19 protein-coding genes are annotated in these 24,365 nt (G+C 65.0%); 8 read left to right on the forward strand and 11 right to left on the reverse strand.

Going from position 1 to position 24,365, the window contains the following annotated elements; translation table 11 throughout:
* Nucleotides 1-164: 164 nt before the first annotated feature.
* Entirely contained in the window at nt 165-806 is a 642-nt protein-coding gene (locus AC1ECK_RS10535) for a 2-hydroxychromene-2-carboxylate isomerase (protein ID WP_480318632.1), read from the forward strand.
* Nucleotides 807-1,047: 241 nt separating this feature from the next.
* A complete protein-coding gene (locus AC1ECK_RS10540; protein WP_480318634.1) occupies nt 1,048-2,097 on the forward strand; it encodes a LysR substrate-binding domain-containing protein in 1,050 nt (349 codons plus the stop codon).
* On the opposite strand, the gene xdhC is transcribed toward AC1ECK_RS10540, so the two are convergent.
* The 3 genes from xdhC to xdhA are packed head-to-tail and all read right to left on the reverse strand — an operon-like array spanning nt 2,053 to nt 6,571.
* On the reverse strand, nt 2,053-2,622 hold the full coding sequence (gene xdhC, locus AC1ECK_RS10545; RefSeq protein WP_480318635.1) for a xanthine dehydrogenase accessory protein XdhC: 570 nt from the start codon (nt 2,620-2,622) through the stop codon (nt 2,053-2,055). The genes AC1ECK_RS10540 and xdhC overlap by 45 nt on opposite strands.
* Nucleotides 2,623-2,655: 33 nt before the next feature.
* Nucleotides 2,656-5,022 carry a xanthine dehydrogenase molybdopterin binding subunit gene (gene xdhB, locus AC1ECK_RS10550; protein WP_480318638.1) on the reverse strand — a complete coding sequence of 789 codons (2,367 nt, stop codon included), beginning with the start codon at nt 5,020-5,022 and terminating at the stop codon, nt 2,656-2,658.
* 31 nt (nt 5,023-5,053) lie between these two features.
* Complete coding sequence (gene xdhA, locus AC1ECK_RS10555; protein ID WP_480318639.1) at nt 5,054-6,571, reverse strand: xanthine dehydrogenase small subunit; 1,518 nt, start codon at nt 6,569-6,571, stop codon at nt 5,054-5,056.
* 380 nt (nt 6,572-6,951) lie between these two features.
* On the opposite strand from xdhA, the gene AC1ECK_RS10560 reads away from it, so the two are divergent.
* Nucleotides 6,952-8,163 carry an MFS transporter gene (locus AC1ECK_RS10560; RefSeq protein ID WP_480318641.1) on the forward strand — a complete coding sequence of 404 codons (1,212 nt, stop codon included), beginning with the start codon at nt 6,952-6,954 and terminating at the stop codon, nt 8,161-8,163.
* Between the two features lie 103 nt (nt 8,164-8,266).
* Here the strand turns inward: AC1ECK_RS10560 and AC1ECK_RS10565 are convergent, their stop codons facing one another.
* From AC1ECK_RS10565 to AC1ECK_RS10580, 4 genes are all read right to left on the reverse strand, one after another.
* The gene (locus AC1ECK_RS10565; protein WP_480318643.1) at nt 8,267-9,496 is read right to left on the reverse strand and encodes a pyridoxal-phosphate-dependent aminotransferase family protein; all 1,230 of its coding nucleotides are present in this window, start codon (nt 9,494-9,496) and stop codon (nt 8,267-8,269) included.
* 228 nt (nt 9,497-9,724) lie between these two features.
* Nucleotides 9,725-11,374 carry a bifunctional aspartate transaminase/aspartate 4-decarboxylase gene (locus AC1ECK_RS10570; RefSeq protein ID WP_480318645.1) on the reverse strand — a complete coding sequence of 550 codons (1,650 nt, stop codon included), beginning with the start codon at nt 11,372-11,374 and terminating at the stop codon, nt 9,725-9,727.
* Between the two features lie 115 nt (nt 11,375-11,489).
* Nucleotides 11,490-13,172, reverse strand: a complete 1,683-nt coding sequence (aspT, locus tag AC1ECK_RS10575; protein WP_480318647.1) for an aspartate-alanine antiporter — start codon at nt 13,170-13,172, stop codon at nt 11,490-11,492.
* Nucleotides 13,173-13,197: 25 nt separating this feature from the next.
* Nucleotides 13,198-13,410 (reverse strand): hypothetical protein, encoded by a 213-nt coding sequence (locus tag AC1ECK_RS10580; protein ID WP_480318648.1) that lies wholly within the window; start codon nt 13,408-13,410, stop codon nt 13,198-13,200.
* A 566-nt stretch (nt 13,411-13,976) separates the two neighbouring features.
* Here AC1ECK_RS10580 and AC1ECK_RS10585 point away from each other — a divergent pair.
* The gene (locus AC1ECK_RS10585; RefSeq protein ID WP_480318650.1) at nt 13,977-14,984 is read left to right on the forward strand and encodes a LysR family transcriptional regulator; all 1,008 of its coding nucleotides are present in this window, start codon (nt 13,977-13,979) and stop codon (nt 14,982-14,984) included.
* 30 nt (nt 14,985-15,014) lie between these two features.
* Nucleotides 15,015-16,013: a 2-hydroxyacid dehydrogenase gene (locus tag AC1ECK_RS10590; RefSeq protein WP_480318652.1), complete on the forward strand. Its 999-nt coding sequence runs from the start codon at nt 15,015-15,017 to the stop codon at nt 16,011-16,013.
* A 67-nt stretch (nt 16,014-16,080) separates the two neighbouring features.
* Here AC1ECK_RS10590 and AC1ECK_RS10595 read toward each other — a convergent pair whose 3' ends face one another.
* The gene (locus AC1ECK_RS10595; protein ID WP_480318654.1) at nt 16,081-16,605 is read right to left on the reverse strand and encodes a plasmid fertility inhibition factor family protein; all 525 of its coding nucleotides are present in this window, start codon (nt 16,603-16,605) and stop codon (nt 16,081-16,083) included.
* Between the two features lie 164 nt (nt 16,606-16,769).
* Here AC1ECK_RS10595 and AC1ECK_RS10600 point away from each other — a divergent pair, with 164 nt between their 5' ends.
* The 3 genes from AC1ECK_RS10600 to AC1ECK_RS10610 all read left to right on the forward strand — a co-directional run bounded on the left by AC1ECK_RS10600 (nt 16,770) and on the right by AC1ECK_RS10610 (nt 20,184).
* Nucleotides 16,770-17,576 (forward strand): crotonase/enoyl-CoA hydratase family protein, encoded by an 807-nt coding sequence (locus AC1ECK_RS10600; RefSeq protein WP_480318656.1) that lies wholly within the window; start codon nt 16,770-16,772, stop codon nt 17,574-17,576.
* Nucleotides 17,577-17,777: 201 nt separating this feature from the next.
* Nucleotides 17,778-18,944: an MFS transporter gene (locus AC1ECK_RS10605; protein WP_480318658.1), complete on the forward strand. Its 1,167-nt coding sequence runs from the start codon at nt 17,778-17,780 to the stop codon at nt 18,942-18,944.
* An 82-nt stretch (nt 18,945-19,026) separates the two neighbouring features.
* Complete coding sequence (locus tag AC1ECK_RS10610; RefSeq protein ID WP_480318660.1) at nt 19,027-20,184, forward strand: MFS transporter; 1,158 nt, start codon at nt 19,027-19,029, stop codon at nt 20,182-20,184.
* Nucleotides 20,185-20,254: 70 nt separating this feature from the next.
* Here the strand turns inward: AC1ECK_RS10610 and fahA are convergent, their stop codons facing one another.
* The 3 genes from fahA to AC1ECK_RS10625 form a co-directional block, all read right to left on the reverse strand.
* Complete coding sequence (gene fahA, locus AC1ECK_RS10615) at nt 20,255-21,565, reverse strand: fumarylacetoacetase (RefSeq protein ID WP_480318662.1); 1,311 nt, start codon at nt 21,563-21,565, stop codon at nt 20,255-20,257.
* Nucleotides 21,562-22,932, reverse strand: a complete 1,371-nt coding sequence (gene hmgA, locus AC1ECK_RS10620; RefSeq protein WP_480318664.1) for a homogentisate 1,2-dioxygenase — start codon at nt 22,930-22,932, stop codon at nt 21,562-21,564. Before hmgA ends, fahA begins: the two co-directional genes overlap by 4 nt.
* A gap of 63 nt (nt 22,933-22,995) precedes the next feature.
* The gene (locus AC1ECK_RS10625) at nt 22,996-24,351 is read right to left on the reverse strand and encodes an MFS transporter (protein ID WP_480318665.1); all 1,356 of its coding nucleotides are present in this window, start codon (nt 24,349-24,351) and stop codon (nt 22,996-22,998) included.
* Between the last annotated feature and the right edge of the window lie 14 nt (nt 24,352-24,365).

Genomic DNA, 24,365 nt, shown 5'->3' on the forward strand with positions numbered 1-24,365 from the left:
ACATGCTGGAACACGGCGCCGCTGCACTCGGCCCCGGCTCCGCGTAAGATCACATCAGACTGGATGGTTTAGCAGACGCGTGTAACAGACACGCGTAGCAGACGCGGATAACGGCCGCGTGCAGCGCCCGCTCCATCCAGATCCGAGCAATCAGGGAGACACTTATGACCGATGGCATCGACGCCACGCAACCGTTGTGGTTTTACGACTTCGTCTCGCCGTTCACGTACCTCTTGCTCGAGCAACATGACAAGTGGCCGGGCTTTCCGTTCGTCGTCACCCCGGTTGTGCTCAATGACCTGTACCAGCACTGGGGTCAGCGCCCCGCCTACGACGTGCCTCCCAAGCGCGTGTATATGTACCGTCACGCGCTGTTTCGCGCGGACCAGCTCGGCATTCCGTTCAAGATGCCGCCGGCCCATCCGTTCGATTCGATCAAACCGCTGCTGCTGGCGGTGGCGGCCAAGGCCGACATCCACTTCGTGCGGGAGATCTTTCGCTTTATCTGGCGCGAGGGGCGCGATCCGTCGAGCGACGAAGGGTTTGCCGCGCTGTGCGAACGGGTCGGCTTGCCCGACGGTCCCGAGCTGATCGAACGCGAAGAGGTCAAGGCGCAACTGCGCCGCAACACCACCGATGCGATTGCCTTGGGCGTGTTCGGCGTGCCCACTTTCCGGCTCAACGACCAGTTGTTCTGGGGCGAAGACGCCCTGCCGATGGTGCTGTACTGCGCCCGCACGCCGAACTGGCTCGACTCGAAGGAAGTGAAGCGGATCAGCGTGCTGCCTTCCGGGCTCAAGGTTTGAGTCGCGCAGCGCGCTGAAAGCTTAACGTCAGCATCCGTCGGGACACCGGGTGTGCCGGCGGCTGGCCAGCCTGGGGGCCGTCAACCGCCGCACGCGCTGTGATGCCGGCCATACCGCGTCCGCTATGGCGGGCGCACGGCAAACGGGCCTAAGGTTATAGACTTTCGCGCCGTGCTTCGCGAGCCGTCCGGGTGGCGGCGCGAGGCGGCGCATCCCTGAGTCTGATCCGCCCACCTGATCCATGGACGACACCGCCGCCTCCCTCGATATCTGGCTCGTGCGCGTGCTGCGCACGCTGCTCGTCGAGCGCAGCGTGACGCAGGCGGCGCTGCGCCTGAACCAGACTCAGCCAGCCATCAGCACGGCGCTGCGCAAGCTGCGCGAAACGCTCAACGACCCGATTCTGGTGCGCGGCAAAGCGGGCATGGTGCCGACCGAATACGGCGCCTCGCTGCTGGCGTCGGCGCAACGGATCCTGCGGGAAGTGGACTTCGTGTCGACGCCGCATGGCGATTTCGATCCGGGCCGCTCGCGGCGCATCTTTCGCGTCGCAGCGCCCGACTATCTGAACGACTTTTTCATGCCGACCGTGATCGCGGAGTTCCGCGAAGCGGCCCCGCACGCGCGTCTGGAGATCGATTCGCTCAATCCCACGCTCGACCATGCCGCCGCGCTCGATGCCGGCGAGCTGGATCTGGTGATCGGCAACTGGCCCAAGCCCGATGCGCGCTTCGAGAAAAGCGATCTGTTCTCGGATACGGTGGTGTGCCTGATGCGTGCGGATCATCCACTGGCGCAGGCGCCGATGACGCGAGAAACCTACCTGGCGGCCCCGCACCTCGCACCGACGCCGTATAGCGGCGCCAGCAGCGGCGCAATCGATATCGGCTTTGCCCGCGCCGGCGCCACGCGGCGCATCGTGACCACGCTCCCCTACTTCGGCCTGGTGCCGCAAGTGCTGCTGCAATCGGATCTGATCTTTACGACGACACGGCGCTTCGCGAGCCACTACGCGAGCCTGCTGCCGCTGGCGGTCGTGGACGTGCCGATCCCGTTTCCGCGCATCAGGTGCTATCAGTTGTGGCATCCGCAACCGGACCGGCCGAGCGATATTGGCTGGCTGCGCACGTTGATGTCGCAGGTCTCGGAGCGCCTCGTGGCGCAGAAGGCGCGGCGAGTGAAGCGCTTGCCTGCGTCGTTGCAGGCGCTCTCCAAGGCGGACCGCCACAAAGGCCAGGACGACGGCTCAGACGCTCGTGCAGAGGTCCTGCGGCGCGCTCGCCGCACGTAGCGCATATCGCGAGCGCACCTGCAGCAACTCCGCGCACACGGCCACCGCGATCGACTGCGGCGCCTTGTCGACGATCCCGGCCACGCCGATCGGACAGGTCATCTCCGCCAGCCGGTCCGGTTCGACGCCCCGCTCGATCAGCCGCCGCTCAAATTTCACGCGCTTGGTCTTCGAGCCGATCATCCCGAAGTAGGTGAAATCGCGGCGCCGCATGATGCGCACGGCAAGCGAGAAATCGAGCGCGTGGTTGTGCGTCATCACCAGAAAACAGGCACCGGCAGGCGCGCCGTCGACGATCGCCTCGGGCGTATCGGTCGGTTCGATCTGCACGTTGGCGGGGACTTCGTCGGGGAACAGCTCGTCGCGCTCGTCGACCCATTGCACGACGCACGGCAGGCGTCCGAGCAACGTGACGAGCGCGTGCCCGACGTGGCCAGCGCCGAACAGCACGATGTGCAGCGGCGCCGGGCGCGACGCAGCATGGCTGCTGCGCCGGCCGACCTGAACGAAAGAAGGTGCGTTCATCGCAAGCGTTCCGGTAGGGGTGTGCCGCTTCGGTTACTGGCGGGGCGCAGCCGTAGCCGCACGCACCGCGCTGACTGCCTTGAGGATCTCTTCGCTCGTCGCAGGCGCGTTCAGCGGCGGATTGACCTTGTAGTCGCCCACGCTCGCCACCGCATCGCGGATCGCAAAGAACACCGAGAACGGCAGCAAAAGCGGCGGCTCGCCGGTGGCCTTCGAACGGTGAATGCTGTCCTCGGCATTCCTGTTCTTGAAGAGCCTGACGCGGAAATCGGGCGGCGTGTCGTTCACAGTGGGGATCTTGTAGGTGGACGGCGCATGCGTCATCAGCTTGCCTCCTGTGTTCCACCACAACTCTTCGGTCGTCAGCCAACCCATACCCTGGATGAACGCGCCTTCCACCTGGCCGACATCGAGAGCCGGATTCAGCGAAGCGCCCACGTCGTGCAGCGCATCGGCGCGCAGCACGCGCATTTCACCGGTCAGCGTGTCGATCACGACTTCCGAGACCGCTGCGCCATACGAGTAATAGTAGAACGGACGGCCCTGCAGTTTCGACTGATCCCAATACAGCTTCGGCGTCGCATAGAAGCCGTCCGACCAGAGCTGCACGCGCGCCAGATAGGCTTTGGCGATGATCTCTTCGAACGGCAGCACGGCTTCGCCCACCCGCACGCGATCGTGCGCGAAGCGCACGTCCGCCGCGCTCACCTGCCCCGCGCCGAAACGCTCGGCGGCGAAAGCGGCGAGGCGCTCTCGCAACTGGCGCGCGGCGTCCTGCGCGGCCTTGCCGTTCAGATCGGAGCCGGTCGAAGCGGCGGTGGCCGAGGTATTCGCCACCTTGCTGGTGTCGGTCGCCGTGACGCGCACGCGGTTGAAGCTGATGCCGAGTTCGTGCGCGACGACCTGGGCCACCTTGGTGTTCAGCCCCTGCCCCATCTCCGTGCCGCCGTGGTTCACGAGAACCGAGCCGTCGGTATAGATATGCACGAGCGCGCCCGCCTGGTTGAAGTGCGTCACGTTGAACGCAATGCCGAACTTCACCGGCGTGAGCGCGAGCCCCTTCTTCAGCACTTCGTTGTTCGCATTGAATTCGCGGATCGCGGCGCGGCGCGCGCGGTAATCGCTGGTCGCTTCGAGCTCGTCGATCAGTTCGTGGATCACGTTGTCTTCGACCACCTGGCCGTACGGCGTCTGATTCCGTTCGGTCTTGCCGTACAGGTTGCGGCGGCGCACGTCGAGCGAATCCTCGCCGAGCGAGCGTGCGATGTTGTCCATGATGTACTCGATCGCGAACGCGCCTTGCGGGCCGCCGAAACCGCGGAACGCCGTGTTCGACTGCGTGTTGGTCTTGCCGCAGAAACCGTCGATCGTCACGTCGGACAGCCAGTACGCGTTGTCGAAGTGGCACAGCGCACGCGTCATCACCGGGCCGGACAGGTCGGCGGAGAAACCGCAGCGCGAGGTCATATCGACGCTCACGCCGTCGATCACGCCTTGATCGTCGTAGCCGACTTCGTAGGTGTAGTGGAAGTCGTGGCGCTTGCCCGTGACCATCATGTCGTCGTCGCGGTCCGGGCGCAGCTTCACCGGGCACAGCAGCTTCCACGCAGCGATTGCGGCACAGCAGGCGAACAGGCCCGACTGCGATTCCTTGCCGCCGAAGCCGCCGCCCATCCGGCGGCATTCGACCAGCACGCTGTGCGACGGGACGCCCAGCGCATGGGCGACGAGGTGTTGCATTTCGGTCGGGTGCTGGGTCGAACAGTAGACGTGCATGCCGTCGTCGTCCTTCGGCACCGCGTACGAGATCTGCCCTTCGAGGTAGAACTGTTCCTGGCCGCCGAGCAGCATTTCGCCGGCGTCGTGATGTGCCGCGCGAGCGATCTTCGCGCCGGCATCGCCGCGCGCAAGCTTCATGGGCGGCAGCACGTGCTGGTTGGCGGCGCGGGCCTGCTGCGCCGTGAGAATCGCCGGCAGCTCTTCGTAGACCACTTCGGCACGGCGCGCCGCGAGGCGGGCCGCTTCGTGCGAGACGGCGACCACGATGAAGATCGGCTGGCCGACGTACTGCACCACGCCGTCGGCGAGAATCGGGTCGTCGCCGTGGATGATCGGGCCCACGTCGTTGACGCCGGGAATATCTTCGGCCGTGAAGATGGCGACAACTCCGGGTGTCGCGCGCACCTTGTCGAGCGACATCGAAACGATCTTCGCATGGGCTTTCGGCGACAAACCTAGCGCGGCGTGCAGCGTGCCGGCCAGCACCGGAATGTCGTCGGTGTAGGTCGCGCGGCCGCTCACGTGCAGGTGCGCGGATTCATGCGGGCGCGAGACATGCACCTGAGTGAAGTCGTCGAAATCCTGAGCGTCTTTCAGGAACGGTTCTGCTTGCTGATTCATTCGTGTGGTTCTCCGTATCCGTGGGACGGCTTCAGGCGTTCGCGCCGGCGGCTTCCACCGCGCGCACGTCGAGCGCGGACTTCGGCAGCGGATTGTGCGGGCGGGTTTCGAGCCAGAAGCGATACAGCGTATTCTTGGCCGCATCGAGCCGGTAGTTGCTGGTGGCGCGCATATCACTGAGCGGCGCGTAGTCGTTGCCGAGCGCGATCATCGCCGCCTGCGCGGTGGCTTCGTGCCATTCGGCGTCGCGCAGCACCGCTTCGGCGTGGGCCGCGCGCTTCGAGGTTGCAGCCATGCCGCCGAAGGCAATGCGCGGCTCGCGGATCGTGTCGCCATCGGCGATAAACGCGAACGCCGCACAGACCGCCGAGATGTCCGAGTCGAAGCGCTTGGAGAGCTTGTAAGTGCGGAATTGCAGATTCCGGCGCGCGCCGGTGCGGGTCGGCACCTTCAGGCCGACCACGAACTCATGCTCGGCCATGTCCTTCTTCTGGTAGGCGAGGTACAGGTCTTCGAGCGGCATCTCCCGCTCGATCTCGCCGCCGCGCACCACCACGTGCGCGCCGAGGGCGATCAGGCCCGGCATCGAATCTCCGATCGGCGAGCCGTTGGCGATGTTGCCGCCGAGCGTGCCGGCGTTGCGGATCGGCAGCGAGGCGAAGCGCTTCCACATCTCGGTGAGTTCGGGATAGTGCTTCGCCAGTTCGGCATAGGCCGTCTCGACGCTCACCCCCGCGCCAATCTCGATCCAGTCGTTCGACACCGCGACGCGCTGCAAGGCTTCGATCTGGCCGAGGTAGACGATATTGCCCAGTTCGCGCATCTGCTTGGTGACCCACAAGCCGATGTCGGTGCTGCCGGCGAGGATGCGCGTCGCCGGTTGCGCGGCCTTGATCTGCGCGAGCGCCTCGACGGTGCGCGGCGCGTCGAACTGCTGGCCGGCGTATTCGTAGTGGAAAGTTTCGCCGCGCCTGAGCGTCGCGAGCCTGGCCGACAGCGCGGCCAGGTCGAGCGGCGCCTTCGGCGCGGGCGCTTCGAACATCCGCACCGCCGCATCGACGATCGGCCGGTAGCCGGTGCAGCGGCACAGGTTGCCGGTCAGCGCGTTGCTGATATCGTCGCGCGAGGGCACCGTCCGGTTGGCACAGCGCTGTTCGTGGCCATGCTTTTCGTACAGCGACCACATCGACATCACGAAGCCCGGGGTGCAGAAGCCGCACTGCGAGCCGTGACATTCGACCATCGCCTCCTGCACCGGGTGCAGCGAACCGTCCGGCTGGCGCAGGTCTTCGACCGTCAACAGCGCCTTGCCGTCGAGCGTGGGCAGGAACTGGATGCAGGCGTTGACTGCCTTGAAGCTGACGCCCCCCGCCTCGTCGCGCTCGCCGACCACGACCGTGCACGCACCGCAGTCGCCTTCGGCACACCCTTCCTTGGTGCCGGTGCAATGCGCATCTTCGCGCAAGTACTGGAGCACCGTGCGGGTAACGGGCGCGTCGGCGATCTCGCGGATCGCGTTGCGGTGGTAGAAGCGAATCGGCTGGGTCATGTTTCGTTACTCTTCGGTTGTGCGAGGTCCGTGAAGACCATGCTGCAGTGACGGTTCGAACGCTATCACCGTCAATATTTGCAACCCATAGCCGGGGACACATGCGGGACATATCGTTGAAACGATAAATGAAGGAGTCTGGCGCGAGGCGAGCTTATATAGAACTCGTTTGATCGCCGTATTTTTCGATGAAATACGTTATTTTGGCCACGCGCGTGAAAATCCCCGCGTCCCCGGAAATGCTCGCCGCATCAAAACGCCGTCTCCATCTCGATCCGACACTGTATTTTCATCGCGAAAATTTTTAAGCAGTTCCCGCAAAGGAATCGGTTCCATGGGAGAATCAGGACTTCCTGCCGTTTTCAAGTCTCGTTTTCCCCATGTCCGCCGACACAGCCACACCGCGCAGCGAGTTCGCGACCACTCTGCAGATCATTCCGGTCGTGTTTTTCACGTTTATTTGCTACCTGACCATCGGAATTCCGCTCGCGGTGCTGCCAGGCTACGTCCATGACGACCTCGGTTTCAGCGCGGTCGTCGCGGGGGCGGCGATCAGCGTGCAGTACCTGGCTACCCTCGCCTCGCGCGCCCTCGCCGGACGCTCGGCGGACACGCTCGGGCCGAAACGCACGGTGGCGATCGGCCTGATCGGCTGCGGTACCAGCGGCGTGATGCTGCTGCTCGCCGTGCTGAGCGCCCACTGGCAGACGCTCAGCCTGACGCTGCTGGTGTTGAGCCGGCTGGTGCTCGGTTTCGGCGAGAGCCTGTGCGGGACGGGCGCGATTCTGTGGGGGATCGGACGGGTCGGCGTGTCGCACAACGCGCGCGTGATCTCGTGGAACGGCATCGCCACTTACGGCGCGCTGGCCATCGGCGCGCCGCTCGGCGTGGCGATTGCCCATACGGTCGGCTATGCGGCGCTCGGCATCGTGGTGATCGCGCTGGCCGCGCTCGGCTACTACCTCGCCCGGCCGATGGCCGCAGTGCCGATCGTGCACGGCGAACGGATGTCGTATCGCAGCGTGTTCATGCGAGTGCTGCCGCATGGGATCGGACTGGCGCTCGGATCGGCCGGCTTCGGTTCGATCGCAACCTTCATCACGCTGTTCTACGCGGCGCGGCACTGGCCGAATGCCGCGCTCTCGCTGACCGTGTTCGGCACGCTGTTTATCGGGGCGCGCCTGTTGTTCGCCAGCACGATCAAGACCTATGGCGGCTTTCGCGTGGCGATTGCGTCGTTCTCGTTCGAATGCGTGGGTCTGCTGATGCTATGGCTCGCGCCCGAGCCGCATTTTGCGCTGGCCGGGGCCGCGTTGACGGGTTTTGGCTTTGCGCTGGTTTTTCCGGCGCTCGGCGTCGAAGCCGTCGGACTGGTGCCGCCGGCGAGCCGCGGGGCGGCGCTGTCGGCGTACTCGGTGTTTCTCGACCTGTCGCTGGGGATTACCGGGCCGCTCGCCGGCTATATCGCGGGCGCCTTCGGCTATGGGTCGGTGTTTCTGTTTGCGGCCGTGGCGTCGGCCGCCGCCGTGGCGCTTTCGACCATGCTGTATCTGCGCAACGCGCGGGTGCCCAACGCGCCGGCAGCGACCTGAGCGCGCGTTCGCTTACGGGCAATACACCTTCATCGATCGGCTGCGTGGCCGGCGCCTTCCTGGATAACGCGCCGGCCTGCCTCGACGCTCAAGCGCTTCGCAACTAGCGCGCCGCCGCGCTACGTGCGTTGCCCGAAAGCGACTTCTCGAGCGCAGCCACCCCGGCCGGCAGATCGACCGCCACGCCGAGATCCAGCGCGGTCCGCCCAAGCGCGTGGAGGGTACGGAACAGGTTGTGTTCGCGGCACTGCTCGCCCATCTGCCCGATGCGCACGATCGGCAAACCGAACGACCCGGAGATTTCCACCTGGTGCTGGCGCGAGATGTGGCCGCAGATATCGGCCGGGCTCAGGCCGTGCGGCACCTCGATGCCGACCACCGAGTTCAGACGGCATGCCGCCGGCGTATAAAGCTGCAAGCCGAGCGCCGTGATGCCTTCCTGCAGCGCGACCGAGCATTTCAGGTGCCGTGCGAAACGCTTCTCCAGCGTCTCCGCACAGACGAGGCGCAACGCCTCGTGCAAGGCCAGCACACCCGACACCGGCGCCGTGTAGTGATAGCCGGCGTTGTGCCAGAAATTTTCCGCGAGCGAGGCATCGAGACACCAATGCGCGTTAGGCGCCTTGCGGCCCTTCACGCGCTCCCACGCGGCGTCCGAGAAAGCGATCAGCGAAACACCCGGGATCGACGACAGCCCTTTCTGGCCGCCGGTAATCACCGCGTCGATGCCCCACGCATCCATCTCCAGCGGCATGGTGCTCAGCGTGCACACGGCGTCGACGATCACCAATGCGCCCGCCGCTTTCGCCAGTGCCGCGATGTCCTTCAAATGATGATTGACCACCGTGTTGGAGGTTTCGCCCTGCACGATCGTGACGATCTCGGGCCGCTCGCGGCGAATCGCTGCGGCCACCTCGTCGAGACTCGCCACCGTGCGATCCGCGACATCGAGCGTCGACACCTCGGCGCCCACGCGCCGGCCCATCTCCGCCATCCGCTCGCTGAAAAAGCCGTTCTTGATGCTGAGCACGCGGGTACCCGTCCAGGCCAGGTTGGAGATCGCCATTTCCATGGCGGCCGAGCCCGGGCCCGCCACGCCCAGCACCCACTTCGAGTGGGTCTGGAACACGTAGCGCGCCATCGTCTTCACCTGGCCAATCACCTTCACCATCGCTCCGCCCAGGTGGTTGATCACGACCGTGTTGGCCTTGGCGACGGCGGCAGGAATCGGCACGGGTCCGGCGCCCATCATCAGCAGCGGTTCTTCGGGGAGGATGGCGTCGAGCGATTCGACGTCCGGACACGGTACGGGTGTGAAAGATGTGGTCGGCATGATCTGATCAGTACGGAGGAAGTCAATCTGCAGCAGGGGCCACAGGTGCCCATGAAAGCACGCATGGAGGCAATCAGGCTGCTCAGATGCAAGCGGCCTCGCCGATTGTGACGCTGGCGAGGCCGCTGTCCCGATGATTCACCGATCCGGGCGATTGTGCAAGTTTTTTGACAGTGCTAGTCGCGCGTGCACAGGCGGCACGCGGACCGGCGGCCCGCGCTCATGTGCTCACTTCACCGCATGCTTGTCGAGCTTGCTGCCCGTGTCGTGGTTATAGCGGTCCACATATTCCTCGATCAGCTTGCGCATCGCGCGGCCGATCTGGCGATAGTCGGACTCGTTGAGGTTCGCGAGCGACACCCGGCCCGACGGATGCTGCGTACCGAAGCCGCGCCCCGGCAGCAGCACGACCCGCGCCTCGCGCGCGAGACGGAACAGCAGCTCGGACGGCTCGGTGTTCCTGAACAGCCACTCCACGAACTTGCGCCCGAACATCCGCTCGCCGAGGAACTCGATGTCGAGAATCGTGTAGTAGTCGACCTGGTTCGGATCGTCGTCCTCGAACGAGATGCCGACCTCCTCGTACAGCGCCCGCTTGCGGCTGCGGATCAGGCGCTTCAACGCGTTCTTGTATGCATCGGGCGTATCCATCAACGAGAACAGCGAGAACAGCACCATCTGCACCTGCTGCGGCGTCGACAGGCCCGCAGTGTGGTTCAGCGCGACGGTGCGGCTGTCCGCCACCAGGCGGTCGATGAACTTCAGCTTGTCCGGCTCCGTCGTGATCGACTCGTAGCGCGTGTGCAGTTCCTTCTTCACGTCCTTTGGCAATTCGCCGAGCAGCCTGTCGAGCACGTTGTCGCGATGCGTCGCGATCGTGCCGAGACGCCAGCCGGTCGCACCGAAGTACTTCGAGTACGAGTACACCAGAATCGTGTTCTTCGGCGCGAGCGCGAACAGCGACACGAAGTCGTCGGCGAAGGTGCCGTACACGTCGTCGGTCAGCAGGATCAGGTCCGGCCGTTCCTTGACGATCTCCGCAATGTATCGAAGGCTCTCGTCGTCGATCTTCACCGAAGGCGGATTGCTCGGATTGACGAGGAAGAACGCCTTCACCTTCGGATCACGCAGCTTGTCGAGTTCCTTCTTCGAATATTGCCAGCCGCTCTCGACCGTGGCTTCGAGATTGACGACATTGAGCTGATAGTCGTTCAGACGCGGAATTTCGATGTACGGCGTGAAGATCGGCATGCCGAGCGCGATCGTATCGCCCGGCTTGATGAGCCGGTTTTCGCGCAGCGTATTGAAGATGTAGGTCATGGCCGCGGTGCCGCCTTCCACCGCGAAAATATCGAACTCGCCGACAAACGGATGCTTGCCGATCATCTCGCGGCGCAGATACTGCCCGACGATGATCTCCGAGAGCTTCAGCATGCGGTCCGGCACAGGGTAGTTCGAGGCCAGGATGCCTTCGCACATTTCGTACAGGAAGTCGCCGGCCGACAGCCCCAGTTGATCGCGCACGTACGACACGGCGCCACGCAGAAAGTCAATGCCTGGCACACCTTTGTTTTCACGCAGGAACAGATCGAAACGTTCCGTCAGCCCTTCGCGGCGCGGAAAGCCGCCCACGCCTTCGGGCATGAATGCGAACGAACGCTCCGACTCTCGCATGGCGAACAGACCGAGTTGCCAGAAGCCGTGGCGCGGAATCGTCGCAAGGAAGTTCGGGTTGCCGCGGCCGGCGTTGAGCATCGACGCGTTCGCGGCGCGCTCGACTGCGCCGCCGCCGGCTGCCTTGATCAGTTCGTCCTTCAGTTCGAACGGGCTGAGTGCGGCTAGCTTCGCCTGTTCGTTGTCGCTTTTGCCTTTTGCCATGATGCGTTTCTCCATTGCAAGGGTGAAATACGCCGGCTGGGGGCGCGCTCCTGCAGCAGCGCCGGCGTGAAGGAATTTGAGTTGAGAGCCGGGTTTCGAGCGGACGGGCAGCGCGTTACACGAGACCCACGACGAGCGGCCCGAGCAGGGTCAGCGCCACGTTGGCGATCGCGTAGGTGATGGCGAACGGCACCGTGGGAACCGCGCTTTCAGCCTTGTCGAGCACACCGCCGAAAGCCGGATTCGCGCTGCGCGAACCGGACAGCGCGCCGGCCAGAAGCGCGGCGTTTTTGTAACCGAGCACATAGCGGCCGAACAGCATCGTCAGGAGCAGCGGGAACAGCGTGACGAACACGCCGAGCAGGAAAATCGTCATGCCGCTCTGCTTGACCGTCACCACCGCCTGCAAGCCTGAGTTCAAGCCCACCACCGCCACGAATGCGGCCAGCCCGAAGTCCTTCAGCAACTGCGAAGCGGCCGAGGGCAACACGCCGTACATCGGATGCTTGCCGCGCATCCAGCCGAACAGCAGGCCCGCGAGCAGGCAGCCGCCGCCCGAGCCGAGCGTGAGCGGAATGCCACCCACGTTCAGCACGATCAGACCGATCAGCAAACCGAGCACCAGGCCCACGCCCATGTAGATGAAGTCGGTCTTGTTGCTGTACGGCAGCTCGTAACCGGCTGCATCGACGGCACGCTTCGTATCTTTCGGCGAGCCGTAGAACGTGATCACGTCGCCGTGTTCGAGCTTCGTTTCCGGCAGGATCGGCAACGGCTGGCCGGCGCGCGTCGCGCCTTCGATATACACGCCGTGGCGCAGATCGCGGTCCACGTTCTGCCGCACTTCGGCGATCGTCGTGTGATTCATGCCCTTGCGCGTGAACACGCCCTGGCGCGTCTGCATCACGGCGCCAATACCCTCGACGTCGGCGATCTCGTTGCCGTTCGAGCCGAATTCGACCACCGCCTCGCGGCGACCCACCACCAGCACTTCATCGTCGAGTTGCAACGCCACATCGGGTGCCGGCTCCAGGTTCTTGCCGCCACGCTTGATGCGCTCGATCGTCAACATGTCCTGATGCAGGGTCTCGACTGCCTTGACCGTTTTCCCGGCGCTGACATCGATCCTGTATGCACGCCCCACCATCTCCGGCAACGCCGACAACTGCCCCGGGGCCTGCGCCGGCGCATTGCCGGCCAGCTCCTTCTCCGCCTCGAGCGCCGCCTCGCGCAAGCCCTGCCCCATGAATTTGGGCAGGACATTCACGCAGACGATGATCGCCCCGAGCGAGCCGAACACATAGGTCACCGCGTAAGCGATCGCGACGTCGGACTGCAACGACTTGATCTGATCGGCAGGCAGACCGAGACGCGCAATCGCGTCGCCCGCCGTGCCGATGATGGCCGACTGGGTCAGCGCACCGCCCGCGAGCCCGGCCGCGAGTCCCTTGTTGAGGTGGAACAGCTTCGCACACACGACCACCGTCACCAGCGCCGACACCGCAAGGAAGATCGCCATGGCGATTTCACGCAGCGTCTTGCGGTTGAGCGAGTTGAAGAAGCCCGGCCCCGAGTCGTAGCCGACCGCGTAGATGAACACGGCGAACATTACCGACTTCACGCCGTTGTCGATCGTGACACCGGCCTGGCTGATCACCACTGCGGCAAGCAGCGAGCCGCCCACCCCGCCGAGCTGGAACTTGCCGAAATTGATCTGGCCGACGTAGTAGCCCACCGCCAGGGAGAGAAACAACGCTATCTCAGGTGACTTGTGAAAGATGTTGTGTAGCCAGTCCATCGTGTCCTCGCTGTGAATGATGACCTTACTGTCTGGTTTGACGGCCGGCATGCCGCATTGCTGCCCCGTGCAGGCGCGCCCATGCGCCGGTTTGCCCTGACAGGCGCGCCACAATCAAGGTGCCGCAGACGCCGCCAGGCTGGATTGATCCGATCTTGAATGAGTCAATGAAATATCCGGGAGCGAGATTTCCAAACAGCGCGATCTCCGGTTGCGCCCTCAGCAATTCAATGATCATGTTCTGGTTCGCCGCTTTACCGCGGATTTATGACAAATGTAAAAAAGCCGCCCTGAAATTCACAAAAACCGATTCTCGGCATTCTTTATGGACGCAACAAGCCGAACACCGTACAGGCGTGACATAGGTCATTCAATTAGGAATTTATGCACCGTCATGACGTGCCGGGCATCCGGACAGTCGATGCGGCAGTGCGGCGAAAGCGGGCAATACAGGCTAGACTGGAGATATGCATCGATTCCTCGTGAAGTGGCCCAACCACTGGGAAATCCGCTTATTCTGACGATCTGCCGGTCAATGACAGCTGAAATCAGGTCAATTGCTGCTCGAATCAGGCGAATTCAGCCAATTCCCGATCCCGCTCCGACAAGCTAGACAACCTGCGAAATACCCACATCTACAATTCCACAGGCTTGGTCAATAAATATTGTAATTCCAGATAATAGTCAATATTCTTTTCAACAGAAGTTGCAACGCCGCTGGTCCGGACAATTCCTTGCTTTGGCAGTTGTGTCGCCATGTGAAACATCACGCGGCTTTCCAACAAGTACAAGAGGAGAATGCCAATGAACCAGATTCACGCAATGCGCATTTTCGTCAGAGTGGCGGAGACTGAGAGCTTCCGCCGCGCCGCCCAGCAACTCGCGGTATCGAATGCGCTTGTCACGCGTTCGATCGCCACACTCGAAGCCCACCTGAAAACCCGCCTCATCAATCGCACGACGCGAAATCTCGCGCTGACCGAAGCCGGAGCGCGCTACCTCGAAGGTTGCCGCGGTCTGCTCGAAGAACTCGACCGCCTCGAAAGCACGCTCGGCGATCCCCAGGCCGAGCCGGGCGGCACGCTGCGGCTCGCCGCTTCCGGCGCGCTCTCGCTGCTTTCGCTGACGCCCTTGCTCGACGGTTTCCGCCGGCGTTATCCGCAGGTCAAGGTACGGCTGACGCTGACCGAGCGGCGCGTGGACCTGATCGAAGAAGGTTACGACGTGGGCATCGTCACCGGTTCCACGGCGCGCGGCCACGACCTGGTCGAGAGGCCGATCGGCACGCATTCGCTGGTGGTCTGCGCCGCGCCCGCGTACCTCGCCGAACACGGCGAGCCGCACGCGCCGGCACAACTCGCGCTGCACGACTTCATCGGACTGCCGACCGAACAGCACGACGCCAACTGGCATTTCACCGGACCGGCACAGCACGCCGGGCAGATCACGCTGCAGCCGGTGTATTCGGTCAACAGCGCGACGATGGTGCGGCTCGGCGTGCTGGCCGGCATGGGCATTGCGATCCTGCCTTGGCAGATGGTGGCGGACGACCTCGCGAGCGGAGCCTTGAAGCAGGTGCTGGCGGATCACAGGGTGGACGATCCCGACGTCAGGATATCGATCGTCTATCCGAACCGTCAGTTCCTGCCGGCAAAAACACGCGCGTTCGTCGAACACACGCTTGGCCATTTTCCGCAGGCCACAACCAGTGCCGCCGACGCGGCGCCACTCGTGCAAACCTCCGCGCCAACCTTGCCGCCACTCCTCGGAGGCGAGCGGAGCACCAGCCTGCATGCAGCACGCGACGATTAAACTAGCGGCATGTCGTCAGCGGAGAGACCCATGCGCATGATCCTGTTCAGCAGTCGCCAGTACGACCGCGACACGTTTCAAGAAGCGAACGCCACCCACGGATACGACCTGCACTATCAGGAATCGCACCTCGACGCGGACACCGCGGTCCTCGCCGAGGGCTTCGAAGTGGTCTGCGCGTTCGTCAACGACTGCGCCGACGCAGCGGTCCTCGAACGGCTGCACGCCGGCGGCACGCGCCTGCTCGCGCTGCGTTCGGCAGGCTTCAATCATGTCGATCTGGCGGCCGCGCAGCGCCTGGGGCTGACTGTGGTGCGGGTGCCGGCCTATTCGCCGCATGCGGTCGCCGAACACGCGGTGGGCCTCATCCTTGCACTGAACCGGCGCCTCGCGCGTGCAGCAGCGCGTACGCGCGAAGGCGACTTTTCGCTGCATGGGCTGCTCGGTTTCGATCTGCACGGCAAGACGGTAGGCGTGATCGGCACCGGCATGATCGGCCGGGTATTCGGCCGGATCATGGCGGGCTTCGGCATGCAGGTGCTCGCGTACGACCCCGGCACGCCGGCAGACGATCTGCTGGCGCTCGGCGCGCGCTACGTGACGCTCGATACGCTGCTTGCGCAGAGCGACATCGTCAGCCTGCACTGTCCGCTGCTGCCGGCCACCTATCATCTGATCGACGCAGCGGCGCTCGCCAGCATGAAGCGCGGCGCCATGCTGATCAATACGGGGCGCGGCGGACTCGTCGAAAGCAACGCGCTGATCGGCGCGCTCAAGAGCGGGCAGCTCGGCAACCTCGGGCTCGATGTCTACGAGGAAGAAGGCGGTCTGTTCTTCGAGGACCATTCGAACCTGCCGCTGCAGGACGACGTGCTGGCGCGGCTCCTGATGTTCCCCAACGTGATCGTGACCGCTCACCAGGCGTTCTTCACCCGTGAGGCAATGAACGAAATCGCCCTGACGACGCTCGGCAACGTGGCGGCCTGGCGCGCCGGCACGCCGCGCAACGTCGTCACGGCGCGCGGCTAGCGGCATGAGCCGGGCGGCGCGTCGGCCTGGCGCGTGGCTAGCGGCACAAACCGGGCGACGCGTCGACCTAGCGCGCGGCGCTGTCCATGGTCTGACGAATCGCGGTGCGCGCGTCGTCGGCCGCACCGCAGACTTCACGCAGCAAGGCCGCCTCGCGTTCGTGGACTTCCACCGGAAACCATTGAGCGCCGGCTTCGGCCAGATAGCGCGCCCGATGCTGGCCGTTGCGGAACGCCACCACGCCCTCATGCTCAAGCCTGAGCCAGCCCATCACGCCGGGCGCGCGGCGGGTCGACACCGTCACATAGGGCATCTGCGGGATGCGTGGATTCTCCGGATCGAGAAACTCGCGAATGCCACGCACCTTGCCCGTATGCCATTCGGCGACGGGTTTCAGCACATAGTCGGTGTTGTCGCGGCTCGCGCATTCGAGCAGCTTGCGGGCGTCGACCAGCACGACCTGATGACGCGTGGCGTCGGTCACAAACACACGCTTTAAGCGCACATGGTCGTACCACGGATGATCATGCAGGGGAACGATCCATATCGGTTCGGCCATGGAAGGTTCGAGAGTGGGCGTGGGCGATGACATGAGCAATGACAGATGCGGACTCGGCTGGCCGGTGCCCAGGCACCGGCTCTGCTAAAAAAGCGCTTACGCTACGGTTCGCCTATGAAGTATATGTGACAACGCCGAGCATTAATCAGTCAGCATACGATGCAATCGGGCGGATACCGCCAGTGAGGGAGACAGCGATGACTTCAGAACACTTCGGCGACTATGTGAGGATCGAAGCGGACGACGCGGTTGCCACCGTCGTGCTCGAACGGCCGGCATGCCGCAACGCCGTAGACCGTCCCACCGCCGACGCGTTGAGCGCGGCGTTCCGGCGCTTCGAAGCCGAGCCGGCATGGCGCGCCGCAGTCCTGTTCGGCGCAGGCGGCAACTTTTGCGCGGGCGCCGACCTGAGCGCGCTCGGCGACGAAGCGCGCCGCAACGAACTGCACGCCGACGGCAGCGGTCCAGGACCGATGGGGCCGACCCGCATGGCGTTCACGAAGCCGGTGATCGCCGCGATTGCCGGCTACGCGGTCGCCGGCGGCCTCGAACTGGCCGCGATGTGCGACCTGCGGGTGGTCGAGGAAGATGCGGTGCTGGGCGTGTTTTGCCGGCGGGTCGGCATTCCGCTGATCGACGGCGGGACGATCCGGCTGCCGCGGCTGATTGGGCTGTCGCGCGCGCTGGACCTGATCCTGACCGGGCGCGCCATCGATGCCCGGGAAGCTCTTTCGTTCGGACTGGCCAACCGGGTCGTGGCGAGCGCCGCGGCGCGGCCCGCGGCCGAGCAGCTCGCCGCGGAACTGGCGGCGTTTCCGCAGGCCGCGCTGCTGGCGGACCGCCGCTCGGCGCTCGACAACAGCACGCTCGACGATCTGCGCGAGGCATTGCGCCGCGAAGGTGCGGGCGGTTATCAGGCGGTCTTTGCCGAAGGCGTAGCGGGCGCGCTGCGGTTTGCAGGGGGCGCCGGCCGCCACGGCGGAGCACTGATGCCTGATGCCTAGTCAAACTAGGCCAGACAAGGCAAACGTCGACTAGCCACAACGGCCCGTTCAGCGAAAAACAACACTCTGACCGCTCCCCTGCAACAGCGTTTTGGCTTAGGTACAATCCCTTACTTGTTTGCCCTGCCTGCGCCCGCGCTCTCGCTCCGAAACGCGCGCCGGCCACGCGCCACGCGCGGACTTCGTACCGATCTCCCCATCATGCCTTTGCCTCTGCTTGCCCTCGCCGTAGCCGCGTTTGGAATCGGTACCACTGAATTCGTCATCATGGGCTTGCTGCCCGACGTGGCGCGCGATCTGACCGTCTCGATCCCGGCGGCCGGCATGCTGGTGTCGGCCTATGCGCTCGGCGTGACGATCGGTGCGCCGATCGTCGCCATCGCCGTGGCCAATATGCCGCGCAAAAAGGCGCTGATGAGCCTGATCGGCGTGTTTATCTTCGGCAATCTGCTGTGCGCTATCGCCCCCAACTACGGCGTGCTGATGGCCGCGCGGATCGTCACGGCGTTTTGCCATGGCGCCTTCTTCGGCATCGGCTCGGTGGTCGCAGCGGGTCTGGTGGCGCCGAACCGGCGTGCCCAGGCCATCGCCCTGATGTTCACCGGTCTGACGCTCGCCAATGTGCTCGGCGTGCCGCTCGGCACCGCGCTCGGTCAGGCGGTCGGCTGGCGCGCGACGTTCTGGGCCGTGACCGGCATCGGCGTGTTGGCCGCCGGCGCGCTGGCGGTTTGCCTGCCCGCGAAGATCGAGATGCACAAGGCCAGTCTGGTGCGCGAATTCAGCGTGCTGAAGAACCCACAGGTGCTGATGGTGCTCGGCATCAGCGTGCTCGCATCGGCCAGTCTTTTCTCCACCTTCACCTACATCACACCGATCCTCGAAGACGTCACCGGCTTCACGCCGCATGCGGTCACGCTGGTGCTGCTGTTGTTCGGCCTTGGCCTGACGGTCGGCAGCACGCTCGGCGGCAAGCTGGCCGACTGGCGCCTGATGCCTTCGCTGGTGGCGTTCCTGCTGGCCATCGTGGTGATCCTGACGATCTTCGCCGGTACGATGCACTCGGCGATGCCTGCCATGATCACGATCTTCGCGTGGGGCGTGCTCGCTTTTGCCATCGTGCCGCCGCTGCAGATGCTGATTGTCGACCGCGCGAGCCATGCCCCGAACCTCGCTTCAACGCTCAATCAGGGCGCCTTCAATCTCGGCAACGCCACCGGTGCGTGGCTCGGCGGCATGGCGATCGGCGCGGGTGCGCCGCTGACCACGCTGCCGTGGGTCGGGGTCGCCGCTGCCGCCGGAGCGCTCGGGTTGACGCTGTGGTCGGCATCGCTCGAGCGGCGCACGCCGCGCGCCGCAGTCCCCGGTTGAACCTCGCGCTCATGCTGACGCAGCGGCCCGCGTCGCTGCGTCGGCATGCGCATGACACACGGGCGGTGTAGCATCTGGCCCGATGAAAGTCATCTTCACACGCGATTTTCTCGCACTCATTCTTAGCGTCGCGGTAGTCGGACTAGGCAGCGGCGCTACCCTTCCCCTCACCGCGCTGGCCCTGACGCAGGCGGGCTACGGCACCGACGTGGTCGGCCTGTTGACCGCCGCGCAAGCCGGCGGCGGTCTGCTCGTGGTGCCGCTGGCCGGCTGGATCGCAGCACGCTTCGGCGGCCGGCAAGTGATTGTCGGTGCGGTGCTGGTGGTCGGGATTGCCACCGCGCTCATGCAGTTCAGCACGAACCTGGTCGTCTGGGGCGTGCTGCGCATCTTGTGCGGCGCGGCGTTGATGCTGCTGTTCACGATCGGCGAAGCATGGGTCAACCAGCTCGCCGACGATGCCACACGCGGCCGCGTCGTCGCCATCTATGCGACCAACTTCACGCTGTTCCAGATGGCCGGACCGGTACTGATCAGTCAGGTCGACGACTTCACCGCCTGGCGCTTTCTGCTGTGCGGCGCGCTCTTCATGCTGGCACTGCCGGCGCTCGCAGCGATCCGCTCGACGCCTGCAGCCCAGGATGAAGCAGAAGTTCACGGCGGCTGGCGGCAAGTACTGCCGCTCATGCCGGCGCTCGTGATCGGCACGGGCTTCTTTGCGCTGTTCGACACGATCGCGTTGTCGCTGATGCCGCTCTTTGCGATGGCGCACGGCATCTCCGGCGAGGTGGCCGTGCTGTTCGCCTCGGCGTTGCTGCTCGGCGATACCACGATGCAATTTCCGATCGGCTGGCTCGCGGACCGGCTCGGCCGCGAGCGGGTGCATATCGGCGCCGCGGTGGTCGTCGCGGTGCTATTGCCGCTGCTGCCGTGGGCAATCTCGTCGCGCTGGCTGTGCTGGCCGTTGCTGTTCGTGCTGGGTGCAGCAGCCGGATCAATCTACACGCTGTCGCTGGTGGCATGCGGCGAGCGCTTTCGCGGCGTGGCGCTGGTATCGGCCAGTTCACTCGTGGGGGCGTCGTGGAGCGCGGCGAGCTTCGGCGGACCGTTGATCGCGGGAACGCTGATGAAGAGCGTCGGCAACGACGCGCTGATCGGCGTGCTGCTGGTGGGCGTGCTCGCGTTTCTGGCGGCGGTGTGGTGGGAGAAGCAGCGCGGCACGGCGCAGGCGCTGCAGTGACGATGAGCACACGCGAAAAGCATGCTCAAGCAAGGGCGCGCTGCCGCGTAGCCGCGCCCCCTGCGCCACCTTACTTGTGCGCCGGAAAAATCTCCCCCACGCAGGTGCCGAAGCCGACCCGGTAGCCGTCACCCTGGCACCATCCAGCGAGCGTCAGTTCGTCGCCGTCCTCGATGAACGCACGGCTGCCGCCTGCCTTCAATTCCAGCGGATGCTTGCCGTTCCACGTCAGTTCCAGCAGGCTGCCGTAGGAGTCCGCGCTCGGGCCGCTGATCGTCCCTGAGCCCATCAGGTCGCCCACCCGCGTATTGCAGCCGGACACCGTGTGGTGTGCGAGTTGCTGCGCCATGGTCCAGTACATATGCCGGAAGTTGGTGCGCGCGATCGTCGTTGCTTCTTGCGCATGCTGCGGACGCAGTGTGACTTCCAGCGCGATATCGAATGCGTGCGCACCGTCGTGCCGCAGATACGCAAGCGGCTGCGGCTCCTGCGCCGGTTGCGCGACGCGGAACGGCTCGAGCGCATCGAGCGTGACGATCCAGGGCGAAATGGTCGTAGCGAAGGTCTTCGAATTGAACGGCCCGAGCGGCACGTATTCCCACTGCTGGATGTCGCGCGCGCTCCAGTCGTTGAGCAGCACCATGCCGAAGATGTGGTCCTCGGCATCGGCGCACGCGATCGGCTCGCCAAGCGCATTGCCGCGTCCGACGATAAAGCCGGTCTCCAGTTCGATATCCAGCTTGCGGCACGCGCCGAACACCGGGCGCTCTTGGTCGGGCAGCTTCAACTGGCCGTTCGGGCGCCGCACCGGCGTGCCGCTCACCACCACCGACGAGGCCCGGCCGTTGTAACCGATCGGCATTTCGGACCAGTTCGGCAGCAAGGCATTCTTAGGATCACGGAACATCGAGCCCACGTTCGTCGCGTGTTCCTTCGACGAGTAGAAATCCGTGTAGCTGGGAATCTGCACCGGCAGGTGCAGCGTAGCGTCGGCCTGCGGCATCAGCGCGCGTTCGCGCAACCCGGCGGCGTCGCGCAGTGTGGCGGTGTCGCGGGCGAGCAGGTTGCTCAACTGGACCCGCACGCTACGCCACGCTTCGCGGCCAAGGGCGATGAAATCGTTGAGCGTGTCGCGAGAGAACACGTCCTGGCTTGCCGCCCCGCCGGCCAGGCGCAGCAGACCGGCCGCCTGCAGCACCGCCAGATCGGCGATGCGATCGCCGATCGCCACACCCACTCGCGGCGCCGGATTGCGTGCGTCGCTGAAAATGCCGAACGGCAGGTTCTGGATCGGAAAATCACAGGCGGGATCGTTCGCGGCTTCGATCCAGCTTTTGCGCGAGGCGTCGAGTGTCGCCTGAAGATCGCTCGATGCGCTCATCGTTGCTCCGGGTTGAAGTGTTTCTCGAGGCCTTGCCAGCACTCGTAGTAATGCGCCTGGAGTTGCGCCGTTTCCAGCGCGAAGCGGGTCGGCTTGATCAGGGTGCGGGTTTCGAACATGAAGGCCATCGTGTCGCCGACCTTGTGCGGCTTCGAGGTGTCGCTGTGCGACGCTTTCTCGAAGGTGTCCGCATCCGGGCCGTGGCCCGTCATGCAGTTGTGCAGACTGGCGCCGCCCGGCACGAAGCCTTCGGCCTTCGCGTCATAGACGCCGTGTACGAGGCCCATGAACTCGCTCGCCACGTTGCGGTGGAACCAGGGCGGGCGGAACGTGTCCTCCGCGGCCAGCCAGCGTGGCGGGAAAATCACGAAGTCGATCGTGTCGACGCCTGGCGTATCGCTCGGCGAATGCAGCACGAGGAAGATCGACGGATCGGGGTGATCGAAGCTGATCGAGCCGATCGTGTTGAAGCGCCGCAGATCGTACTTGTAAGGCGCGTAGTTGCCGTGCCACGCGACCACGTCGAGCGGAGAATGGCCAATGTCCGCGCGCCACAGGTTGCCGTTGAGCTTCGCCACCAGTTCGAAGGCGCCCTCGCGGTCTTCGTACGCGGCAAGCGGCGTCAGGAAATCGCGCGGATTGGCGAGGCCGTTCGACCCGATCGGCCCCAGGTCCGGCAGACGCAGCAACGCGCCGAAGTTCTCGCAGATGTAGCCACGTGCCGTACCGTCAGGCAGCGAGACGGCGAAACGCACGCCGCGCGGAATCACCGCGATTTCGAACGGCTCGACGTCGAGCCGACCTAATTCCGTTGCGATATGCAGGCGGCCTTCCTGCGGCACGATCAGCAGTTCGCCATCGGCGCTGTAAAAGAAACGATCCTGCATCGAACAGTTGGCGGCATACAGGTGAATCGCGCAGCCGCTCATCGCCTCGGCCGAACCGTTGCCGGCCATCGTCACCCAGCCGTCGACGAAATCTGTCGGCTCGGCCGGCATCGGCAGCGGGTCCCAGCGCAACGGGTTCGGCGGGGTCGGCGGCACTTCGTGGAAGTTCGCCACCAGACGGTGCGAAGGCAGCGCCGTGAACGGCTGATGCACTGCCGCCGGACGAATCCGGTACAGCCAGGAACGGCGGTTGTGGCTGCGCGGCGCGGTAAAAGCCGTGCCCGACAATTGTTCGGCGTACAGACCATATGCCGCGCGCTGCGGCGAGTTGCGGCCTTGCGGCAACGCGCCCGGCAGTGCTTCCGTGGCGAACTCGTTAGCGAAGCCGGATTGATAACTGGGCTCGATGTCAGGCCGCGCGCGATCGTCCGCACGATCTCCTGCTGCCGGACTCGCGGGCTTGTGTGTGGTGGTGTCCATCCAGATTCTCCGTTGAAACGCCGGCCGCTGCTGGGCCGCTTTGATGCCGTTCTCAGACTGTATTCAGACCGCTTGCGCCGTGATGCCGCCACGCTGCCGGGTCGCACCGGCCAGCGCCAGTACCAGCAGCGCCGAGCACAGCACCGGCACGGCGGCCGCATGAAACAGCGAAGCGTTCGACCAGTTGAGCGCAATCAGTTGTCCGCCGACCAGCGGCCCAATCACCGAGCCGATCCGGCCGATGCCGAGACTCCAGCCGATGCCGGTGGAGCGCAGCGTGGTCGGATAGAAATGACCGGCGAGCGCGTTCACGGCAGGCTGGCCGCCGACCACGCAGAAGCCGCCGGCAAACACGACGATCAGGAGCCACGGCAGTGCATGCGCAAACGTGCCGATCATGCCGACCGTCACGGCGGCGGCCACGAAGCACACGAACAGCACGCGCACAAAGCCGTAACGTTCGACGAACCAGCCCAGCAGCAGCGTGCCCACCACGCCGCCGGTCTGTAGCACGGTGCCGACGATCACCGCCGTGGCAGGCGCATAGCCGGCTTCGTGCATGACGGTGGGTAGCCAGTTCGAGAGAAAGTACAGATCGATCAGGTTCATGAAGCTGATGGCCCAGAGGATCAGCGTGACCGGCGTGCGGCCGGCGCGAAACAGCTCGGCCACCGGCGCCCCGCCGCCGGCTTTTTCGCGCACGACAAGGCGCGTATCCGCGCCGATTGGCAGGCTTGGGTCAAAGCGGCCGAGCCAGCGCAAGGCGCGCTCATGCCGGCCCTTGAGCACCAGAAACTGCAGCGATTCCGGCAGCGCCGCCAGCATCGCGAAGGCAAGCAGCAGCGGCACCGTGCCGCCGACCCAGAACACCGCACGCCAGCCGTACGACGGAATCAGCGCCGCGCTGATGAAGCCGCCCAGCGCCGCGCCGAGCGTAAAGCCGCACGACACCAGCATCATCCGCTTGACGCGGTGCGCGGTGCTCGAGAATTCGCCGACCAACGCCATCGCGTTCGGCATGATGCAACCCAGCCCAAGGCCCGTGACGAAGCGCAGCGTGAGCAAGGCCGGAATCGTCGTCACGAACGGCGTCGCCAGCATGGCCAGCGCGAAGAACAGTGTCGCGCCGATCAGCACCGGGCGCCGGCCCATCTTGTCGGCCAGCACCGACAACCCCAGCGCACCGAGCAGCATGCCGAACAGGCTCGCACTGAAGACGGGGCCGAGCGCCGCCTTCGACACATGCCATTCACCGATCACGCTCGGCGCGACGTAGCCCATCGCTTGCGCGTCGAAACCGTCGATCACGAGGCACAGGCCGCACAGCAACAACAGCAGCAACTGAAAAGCCGGGTGATGCGTTTCACCCAGCACGCGCTCGACTTCGATCACGTTTGCAGACCCGGGTTGGGCGTTCATTGAGTCGTCTCCTC

Source organism: Paraburkholderia sp. SSBN10T (assembly GCF_056619545.1).